The 816-nt window shown below is 30.8% G+C and carries 1 protein-coding gene; it reads right to left on the bottom strand.

Going from position 1 to position 816, the window contains the following annotated elements; translation table 11 throughout:
- Positions 1-294: 294 nt before the first annotated feature.
- A complete protein-coding gene (locus HMPREF9075_RS08475) occupies positions 295-657 on the bottom strand; it encodes a hypothetical protein (protein ID WP_009416123.1) in 363 nt (120 codons plus the stop codon).
- Positions 658-816 lie beyond the last annotated feature (159 nt).

Genomic DNA, 816 nt, shown 5'->3' with positions numbered 1-816 from the left:
TTTCCCCAGTTCCTTCAGTTTTTTTAAAATATTACTATCCATAAAATTAAAAATTAATGAAGCAGTTTAAACTTTTTCCTATAATAAAATAAAAGTTCCCGAAAATTAGTAATTTTGTGTTTGAAAAAAAAGAACCCCCCTGCTGGCGCGAGCTTGTAGCTCGTGTCTCTATTACCCCTAATTCACTGCCTAATTAGTAACAGAGCTTGAAGCGAGTATGTGACTTGCGCCAGCGGGGATAAAGTATTGAAACTTTAACAACACATCTGATACATTATCACACCTCTTTATGCATTACCTTGATTTAAGATCTACCTTAAATTTTTTATATTTATCTTCTAGTACTTCTAATAGATATTCAAAAAGTTCTTTATGATAAAAATTTGAATTATCATTATTCTCAATAAGTTTAGACTTTATGTATTTATAAGAAGTAAAACTCCCTTCATAATATACATACGATATTACCCTTTCAGAAAGTTTTTCTCTTAAAAATTCAGGGGCTCTAATAAGGGCATTGACCATCACCATTATAGATAGCTCTGCTGAATATTTAAATATTTCCTTACTAGCATAATTAATAACTTGCTCAACATTTGAATAATCTAACGACTCAATATAAGCTATTAGTTGATTATAATGTGTTTCTATATTCATAATTAGATGTATTATTTGCTATTGGAATATGACTCACAGGAGGCACAAGCGAAACGCTTGCGCCAGCGGGGGGCAGGCACTCTCCCCACTAATCTTTTCCACTTAAAGGATATTTTTTTAAATTTATTAAATATTTATCCTTTAGTTCTGATACTTTTT

The sequence above is a fragment of the Capnocytophaga sp. oral taxon 332 str. F0381 genome (assembly GCF_000318275.2).
Lineage (GTDB): Bacteria > Bacteroidota > Bacteroidia > Flavobacteriales > Flavobacteriaceae > Capnocytophaga > Capnocytophaga bilenii.
The sequence above is the reverse complement of the archived record's forward strand: the minus strand, read 5'-3'. Positions and strand labels throughout refer to the sequence as shown.

Coding starts and splice junctions, on each gene's coding strand:
- HMPREF9075_RS08475 (WP_009416123.1), bottom strand. CDS start 657: ATGAATATAGAAACACATTATAATCAACTAATAGCTTATATTGAGTCG.